The sequence below is a fragment of the Aeromicrobium sp. genome (assembly GCF_025965075.1).
Classification (GTDB): Bacteria; Actinomycetota; Actinomycetes; order Propionibacteriales; family Nocardioidaceae; genus Aeromicrobium.
This window is the reverse complement of record NZ_JAOPXQ010000152.1, coordinates 20,601-27,904: the sequence shown is the minus strand read 5'-3', so window position 1 is coordinate 27,904 and position 7,304 is coordinate 20,601. Positions and strand designations below refer to the sequence as shown.

The 7,304-nt window shown below is 68.2% G+C and carries 8 protein-coding genes; 6 read left to right on the top strand and 2 right to left on the bottom strand.

Translation table 11 applies throughout. The annotated features are described in order from the left end of the window. Together JWQ91_RS09575 and JWQ91_RS09570 are read left to right on the top strand one after the other, a co-directional pair. Nucleotides 1-560 (top strand): topoisomerase C-terminal repeat-containing protein (locus tag JWQ91_RS09575; protein WP_297782871.1); only part of this gene is annotated, 560 nt, incomplete at its 5' end. A gap of 145 nt (nt 561-705) precedes the next feature. Further along, entirely contained in the window at nt 706-2,805 is a 2,100-nt protein-coding gene (locus JWQ91_RS09570) for a hypothetical protein (protein WP_297782869.1), read from the top strand. A gap of 54 nt (nt 2,806-2,859) precedes the next feature. Here JWQ91_RS09570 and JWQ91_RS09565 read toward each other — a convergent pair whose 3' ends face one another. Both JWQ91_RS09565 and JWQ91_RS09560 read right to left on the bottom strand, forming a co-directional pair. Then, the gene (locus JWQ91_RS09565) at nt 2,860-3,690 is read right to left on the bottom strand and encodes a hypothetical protein (protein WP_297782866.1); all 831 of its coding nucleotides are present in this window, start codon (nt 3,688-3,690) and stop codon (nt 2,860-2,862) included. Nucleotides 3,691-3,720: 30 nt separating this feature from the next. Continuing rightward, on the bottom strand, nt 3,721-4,050 hold the full coding sequence (locus JWQ91_RS09560) for a multidrug efflux SMR transporter (protein WP_297782863.1): 330 nt from the start codon (nt 4,048-4,050) through the stop codon (nt 3,721-3,723). A 219-nt stretch (nt 4,051-4,269) separates the two neighbouring features. On the opposite strand from JWQ91_RS09560, the gene JWQ91_RS09555 reads away from it, so the two are divergent. From JWQ91_RS09555 to JWQ91_RS09540, 4 genes are all read left to right on the top strand, one after another. After that, nucleotides 4,270-4,683: an SCP2 sterol-binding domain-containing protein gene (locus JWQ91_RS09555; RefSeq protein WP_297782861.1), complete on the top strand. Its 414-nt coding sequence runs from the start codon at nt 4,270-4,272 to the stop codon at nt 4,681-4,683. Between the two features lie 44 nt (nt 4,684-4,727). Further along, a complete protein-coding gene (locus JWQ91_RS09550; protein WP_297782859.1) occupies nt 4,728-5,963 on the top strand; it encodes an acyl-CoA dehydrogenase family protein in 1,236 nt (411 codons plus the stop codon). A gap of 375 nt (nt 5,964-6,338) precedes the next feature. Beyond that, a complete protein-coding gene (locus JWQ91_RS09545; protein WP_297782857.1) occupies nt 6,339-6,800 on the top strand; it encodes a nuclear transport factor 2 family protein in 462 nt (153 codons plus the stop codon). An 11-nt stretch (nt 6,801-6,811) separates the two neighbouring features. Beyond that, nucleotides 6,812-7,297, top strand: coding sequence for a hypothetical protein (locus tag JWQ91_RS09540; RefSeq protein WP_297782855.1), 486 nt, complete (start codon nt 6,812-6,814; stop codon nt 7,295-7,297). The last annotated feature ends 7 nt before the right edge of the window (nt 7,298-7,304 follow it).

Genomic DNA, 7,304 nt, shown 5'->3' with positions numbered 1-7,304 from the left:
TCAAGGACATGGACCTCGACACCATCACGCTCGAACAGGCCGTCCAGCTGCTGACCCTGCCGCGTGTCGTGTACGTCGAGGACGACGTCGAGGTCACGGCGCAGAACGGCCGCTACGGGCCGTACCTCAAGAAGGGCACCGACTCCCGGTCGCTGGAGCGTGAGGAGCAGCTCCTCACGATCACCGAGGACGAGGTCCGGGCGATCTACGCGCAGCCCAAGACGTACGGACGCAAGGCGGCCGCCGCGCCGCTCAAGGAGCTCGGCGCCGATCCGGTCAGCGGCTCGCCCGTCGTGGCCAAGGACGGCCGCTTCGGCATGTACGTCACCGACGGCGAGTACAACGCGACCCTGCGCAAGGACGACTCGCTGGAGACCCTGACGCCGGAGCGTGCGTTCGAGCTGCTCGCCGAGCGTCGCGCCAAGGGCCCTGCCAAGAAGGGCGGCAAGAAGACCGCCAAGAAGACCACGGCGAAGAAGACGCCGGCCAAGAAGACGACCGCGAAGAAGACGACCGCGAAGAAGACGACCGCGAAGAAGACTGCCGCCAAGAAGGCCTGACGACCCCAGGATCTTGCCAGTTACCGACTTCTTGAGGGCTCCAGAAGGTACGGAAGGGGCAACATCCCGGGGCTGGGCCGGGACGTAGCGGGCGCCAGGCTGCCGTCCTAGAGTGAGACACGGGTTCTCGCGCTCGGAGGCCGTCGTGACATCACTGTCCCGCATCATGCACGTCGTGGGCGTGCTGCTGCTCGCGGTGGGGATCGTGGCCGGTGTCGTCAACCGCCAGGTCGTCGACGGCACGCACTTCGCTGAGCACGTCGACGCGATCCGGGAGGACCCGCAGGTGGCCCGCGAGGTCGGGCTCGTCGTGACCGACCGCGTCCTCGCGGAGGAACCGGACCTGACCGGGCTGCGCCCCCTCATCGAGGCGGCCTCGGCGACCCTGGTGGCCAGTTCCGCCCTCGGTCCGGTCGTGCGCGCGACGGTGTCCCCGTTGTACCGCGCCCTGACCTCGGACGACGACGACCAGGTGGTCCTGCGCCTCGCCGATGTCGGCGCGCTCCTGGTCGCGGCGATCACGACCCTCGCCCCCGACACGAAGGCGGTGATCCCGGCCGACCTGGACGTCACCCTGTCCTCGATCGGCGGCCAAGAGCTGACCAGCGATCTGATCCGACTGACCGACACCGTGATCCTGCTGGCCTGGCTCCTGCCCCTGCTCGGGCTGGCGCTCCTCGCCGTGGCGGGAGCGCTCCGCCGCAGCGGCTGGCGGGGCGTGGTCCGGGAGGTGGGGTCCGGTGCGCTCGCCGCGGCCGGGGCCCTGATCCTGCTGCTCGTCCTCGCGAGCCTGCTGGCCGCGCGACTCGACGAGCACACGCTGGGCGGCGCGCTCGGTGCCGCGACGTGGTGGGAGCTGGACCACTCCTTCTGGCTCGCGGCGGCCCTCGTCGCGGCGGCCGGCTTCCTGCTGCGGGTCGTCGCGAGCCCGGGGCTCGACCTCGAGCCCGCGGCGCTGTCGAGTCACGGGTGGCAGTCCGTCACGGGCGCCGGGGTGACCCCCCGGGCGGAGCTCGTGCGGGCCGGATGCGTCCTGGCCGTCGGCGCTGTCGCGGCGGTGCGGCCGCTGCTCGTGGTCTCCTTCGTCGCCAGCCTGGTGGGGGTCCTGCTGGTGCTCAGCGGCGGTCGGGCACTGCGGCAGGTCGGTGCCGTGTGGTGGTCGGCGCGGGCCACCGACCCCGACCGGCGGACCAGGAGGATCCGGCGCGTCGCGGCCCCGACCGGTGCGGTCCTGTGGGGCGCGGCGCTGGTCGTCGTGCTGGCGCTCGGGGCCTGGCCGGCGGACGACGATCTCCCGACCACCCGGGTCGCGAGCGGCACGGCCTGCAACGGGCACGACGAGCTGTGCCGCAGGGGGTTCGACGAGGTCGCCTTCGCCGGCACGCACAACTCGATGTCGGCGGCCGACCAGCCCCGCTGGTTCCTCGCCGAGCAGCCGCACGGCATCCTGCGTCAGCTCGACGACGGCATCCGGGTCCTGCTGATCGACAGCTGGGACGGCCAGGAGACGCAGCGCCCCGGTGTCATCGCCAATGCCGGTCCGGACCGGGAGAAGGCAATCGCGGAGGCCGAGCGGACCTACGGCCGCAGCGTCGTCGAGAGCGCGCTGCGGGTCCGCGACTTCCTCAGCCTGACGCCCTCCGGGCCGGTGCGACCGTATCTGTGCCACTCCCTGTGCGAGCTCGGGTCGACCGACTGGGAGTCGTTGATGGTGCGGGTCAAGAAGTGGCTCGACCGGCACCCGCGGGAGGTCGTGACGTTCTTCGTCCAGGACGAGGTCTCCCCGGCGGACACCGCGGCCCTCGTCGAGCGGGCGGGCCTCAAGCCGTACGTCCACACGCCGACGGCCGGCGAGCCGTGGCCCACCCTGGGGGAGATGATCTCGTCGGGACACCGGGTCGTGTTCCTGCTCGAGAACTCCGGCGGCGGGCCGGACGCCCCGTGGCTGATCGACGCGCGGGAGGCGGTGCAGGACACCCCGTTCGACTTCACCAAGGCCTCCCAGTTCAGCTGCGAGCGGTTCCGCGGGCCGAAGGACGCGCCGTTGTTCCTGGTCAACCACTGGCTGAGCAACGTCGACTCGCGGGTCACCGACGCGGCGACGGTCAACGCCGAGGACGTGCTGCTGCCGCGGGTCCGCGAGTGCGAGAGGCAGCGCGGGCAGAACCCCACCTTCGTGGCGGTCGACTACTACGACCGGGGCGACCTGCTGGGGGTCGTGGACCGGCTCAACGGTGTGCCGTGAGCCGTGGGCTCGCCGGGCCCCCGCGCATCGCGACCCGCGCGACGACGAGCGGCGTCAACGGGCATCCGAGCTGCTCGGACGTAGGTCAGGCGTCGACCCGGCCCGGGTCAGGTCGTCGGCCGAAGGCTCCGCCGGGACCAGCGACGCGGCCATGCGGACCAGCCCGAGAGCCGCCAGCATGCTGATGATGGTGGCGACGTGCTGCGCGAGACCGTTGGTGTTCTCCAGGTGCAGCCCGACGATGAGTGCGGCCCCACCGCCATAGTTCACCAGCGCAAAGGTGGCGGGGAAGAGCACGAGGAGTGCCCCGAGCTGGACCGGTCGGGTGACCCGCTTGCGGACCTCGGCGGCCGCCACGGCGAAGCACATGACCTGAGCCATCTCGAGCATCCCGATCACCAGCGGGTAGTCGAAGATCCGGAACACGTGCGGACCCCAGTACGTGTAGACGCCAGAGTTGATTCCGATGATCTCGAAGAGGCACGACTCGAGGAGGCTGACCGCCGCGACGAGGTACAGGCCGTTCTTGGTCAGCGTGCCGAGGTGGAGCTTGCGAGTGATGTAGAGCGCCGGTCCCGCGTAGAGCAACGCATAGCCCGAGTGCGTCCACACCGGTTGGGGGACGTCGAACGCCGTGAAGTGCGAGTGGATCGCGCTGGCTCCGCCATGATCGGTGTAGAAGTACAGCATCATCAGGTCGTCGTAGACCGGTTCGGCGAAGGCAGCGACCATGGCGACGACGACGATCAGGGCGTAGAACCAGGTCTTCTCGCGCCGACTCATCCATATCGCGACGACCAGCAACGCGAGGGTCAGGGCCCAGCTCCCGTACGTGAAGATGTCCTGCGCGGCAAGGTTGAGCTGGTGATCGACTGGCTGGGACATGCGTCTCCTGTAGGGGTGGTGGTTTGCTGTCTAGCTGGCTGTGGACGTCCCGAGCTCGACCGCGATGACGCCGCAGACGATCAGGCCCATGCCGCCCGCCTGGAGCGCTGACAGGTCCTCGTCGAGGAACAGCCAGCCGATGGCGGCGATGACGACGATGCCGGCGGCGGACCACAAGGCATAGGCGACAGCCACCGACAGCCCCCGTTGCAGGACCAGCGACAGCAGCACGAACGCCAGGACGTAGCAGATCGCGACGATGAGGCTGGGCACCAGGACCGTGAAGCCGTCCGTCCGGCGGAGGGCGAGCGTGCCCGAGACCTCGAATGCGATCGCGAGGCCCAGCAGTGTGTACGTCACGCCCTCAGGCTGGCCGGGGAGGCGGCGGCCGGCATCACCCTGAGGGAGTGTCCTGCACCCCCAAGGTGGTCGGCGTGGCGAAGACCCCCCGTCGGACGGCGAAGTACCCACCGTGGGGGGACGTGGGGCGCACGCATCGAGCCGTACGTTCTGAGCTCAGGCCGCATTGTCGGCCGGAGCGGCACAGATTCCGCTGTGCCCGCCACCCAGGAGGTACACGTGAGCACGTTCAAGGACGCCGACGAGGTCTACTCATACATCGGGGCAGCCATGGAGGTCTGCGTGGCGGACCCGGCCTTCTTCGAGGCCACCAAGGACGGCAGCCTCGTCGTGCTCATCACCCAGACGGACCCCGCCGCCTCGATCCTCGTCGACTTCCCGGGTCAGAAGGTGCTGACCGGAGATGCCGCCGTTGGCGCTTCGTCGACGGTTCAGCTGCGCATGAGCTCGGACAACGCCAACAAGTTCTGGCAGGGCAAGCTCAACTTCACCCTCGCCATGGCCCAGCGCAAGCTCAAGCTCGACGGCAAGCGTTCCTTGGCGCTGGGACTGCTGCCGCTCACGACGCCCATCTTCGACGCCTACAAGGCCATCCTCACCGAGGCGGGTCGAACCGACCTGCTCATCAGCTGACGGTCCATCCGCCACCCGCCGCAAACGACATCCCAGGAGCCACCATGAGCGACACCATGACCGACGAAGAGTTCGACGCAGCCTTCGCGAAGGCCGAGGAGCTCTCGCTCCTCTTCCGCGAGATCGGCCCGAAGTACGACATCGACAACACCTTCGCGTACCCGACGATCGAGAAGTTCAAGGAGAGCGGCCTCACCGGCTTCTGCGTGCCCAAGGAGTACGGCGGCATGGGCGGGACGATCCTCCAGACCTCCAAGATCATCAGTGAGCTCTCGAAGGGTGACTCCGCGATCACCCTGGCCTACAACATGCACTTCATCATGTGCGGCATGACGATGGGTCTGTTCAGCGAGGCCCAGAACAAGCACTGGCTCGGACGCGTCGCGGACGGTGAGATCATGTTCGGTCCTTTCTCGGAGAAGCGGGCCGGCTTCTCCGGCCTCGCCGACATGACCGCGGTCCCGCAGCCCGAGGGTGGCTGGAGGCTCTACGGCACCAAGACCTGGGGCACCCTCTCGGAGGCGTCGACGATCGTCACGACCAACGCGACGATCACTGATGCCGACGGAGTGGTCCCCGAGGGGTACGAGGCCCGGGTCGAGGCGGAGTGCTTCTTCGTGGCCGACTTCATCGTCGACGAGGAGGGCGTCGGCGAGGGCGTCAAGATCGAGAAGACCTGGGACGCGCTCGGCATGCACGCGACCGGCACCCACGTCGTCGTGTTCGACGGTTTCTACATCCCGGAGGACGGCTGGGTCTGTCAGTGGCGTGGAGGCGCGTTCGGGGTGCTCGAGTGGGCGTCACTGATGTTCGCCAGCATCTACCTCGGGATGCAGTACCGCGTGCTCGAGGAGGCCCGTGCCGTGCTGTCGAAGAAGACCTTGGGCGCCACGTTCGGTGCCATCGCAGCAGCCGAGACCAAGGTCTCCGGCGTGGGTCACATCATCGACGGCATCGGCGACATGGCGATGCGCAACGAGCTGTCCCGCCGGGTGCTCTACCAGACCTGCCAGGAGCTGATCGACGGCAAGGACGACGAGTGGCCGGTCGAGCTCCGGTTCCCGTACATCGGGCTCGCCAAGACGTTCGTCGCCGAGAACGTCATGTACATGACGCGCAAGTCGATGAGCCTCATCGGTGGGATGTCGTTCCGCAAGGGCACGATCTTCGAGCGCCTCTACCGCGACTCGGCTGCGTCGATGTTTCAACCTCTCAACTCCGACCAGTCGACGACCTACATCGGCGAATACCTGCTCGCCCCCGAGGAGCTCAACGACTGAGCCCGTTCTTCGCGGCGACCCGTCACCCCTGGACTGGTCGCCCGTGAGGTGGGGGAGGACCACCGTCGACCGGCCGTGCGCGCCGGGCGGCGGTGGTTCTGCTCCGTGTGGACCCGCTGTGCGGCCCGCCGCAGGCGTCGAGGTGGAGGCGCTCCAGGGGCGCCCGGAGGGTCGGAGCCACGACCCCTCAGGACACTCCGCGCGTCCGGGGGAGCCGTTGCCCCGCATGCCCAGTGACGGCCCACGGTGTGACTCCCCCCAAGGGGGCACTCGGATCATCCCCTGCGGTGTCGATCGGTCCGGTCGCCCCGACCTAGGTTGTGATTCAGATCACCGGGGCATAAGCCTCGACCACCGAAACAGTGAGGAGCAGGCATGTCGAACTACGCATTCGCCGTCAAATGGCTCAAGGCGTTCCGCGAGGACGCCGAGTCCATCTGCGAGCTTTACGCGGAGGACTTCATCTTCGAGGACCCGATCCTCGACCAGCACCAGATCAACGACAAGGGCGACCTCGCCCGGATCTTCTCGTTGTACGCCAACAAGGACCGGACGAATGGTCTCGGCGTGCACAACTTCCGCATCCGTGGCTACGAGGGGGACAGCCGTAGTGGACTGATCCGCTGGGAGTGGACCCCCGAGGACGCCGGATTCTTCATCGGCCTCGACGTCACCGACAAGCCGTTCTTCACGCAGGGGCACACCTTCCACCAGTACGACGCGGACGGACGCATCGTCCGCGAGTCGTCGTGGTGGGACATCGGCGCGATCCTGACCGCGATCGAGTATCCCGGCGTCGAGAAGCCCCAGTTCGCCCCGACTCCTGCGCTTGTCTGAAAGGCACCCTCATGACCACCATCGACTTCGCCCGCCGCTGGGCCGAGACCCGTACCTCCGACCTGGCCGCGCACCGCGAGCTGTACGCCGCCAGCGAGGACTTCACCCTGGAGAACCGGATGGTCGACGACCACCTCGGTGACACCATCTCGACCGACGACGAGTTTGCCCACGGACTCGCCGACTACGTCAACAAGAACGCCGGCAACGGTGTGGGAGTGCAGACGATCGCCGTGACCGACGCGTTCGAGGGCTCCGATCACCTGTTCGTGCACTGGGACTGGTCCGTCGAGGGGGCGGCCACCTATCGCGGCGTCCCGACCGACGGCAAGACCCTTACGAGCACCGGTTCGACGTACCTGAAGTTCGACGACGCGGGAAAGATCGTCCTCGAGTCGAGCTTCCTCAACGAGAACCCGGTCTTCCAGCAGCTCGGTCTGCCGATCATCACGCCGCACTACTGGGAAGAGGGCTTCGACCCGGCGTCGCTGGGCTGACCCGAAC

Coding starts and splice junctions, on each gene's coding strand:
- JWQ91_RS09565 (WP_297782866.1), bottom strand. CDS start 3,690: ATGTCCCAGCCAGTCGATCACCAGCTCAACCTTGCCGCGCAGGACATC.
- JWQ91_RS09550 (WP_297782859.1), top strand. CDS start 4,728: ATGAGCGACACCATGACCGACGAAGAGTTCGACGCAGCCTTCGCGAAG.
- JWQ91_RS09545 (WP_297782857.1), top strand. CDS start 6,339: ATGTCGAACTACGCATTCGCCGTCAAATGGCTCAAGGCGTTCCGCGAG.
- JWQ91_RS09540 (WP_297782855.1), top strand. CDS start 6,812: ATGACCACCATCGACTTCGCCCGCCGCTGGGCCGAGACCCGTACCTCC.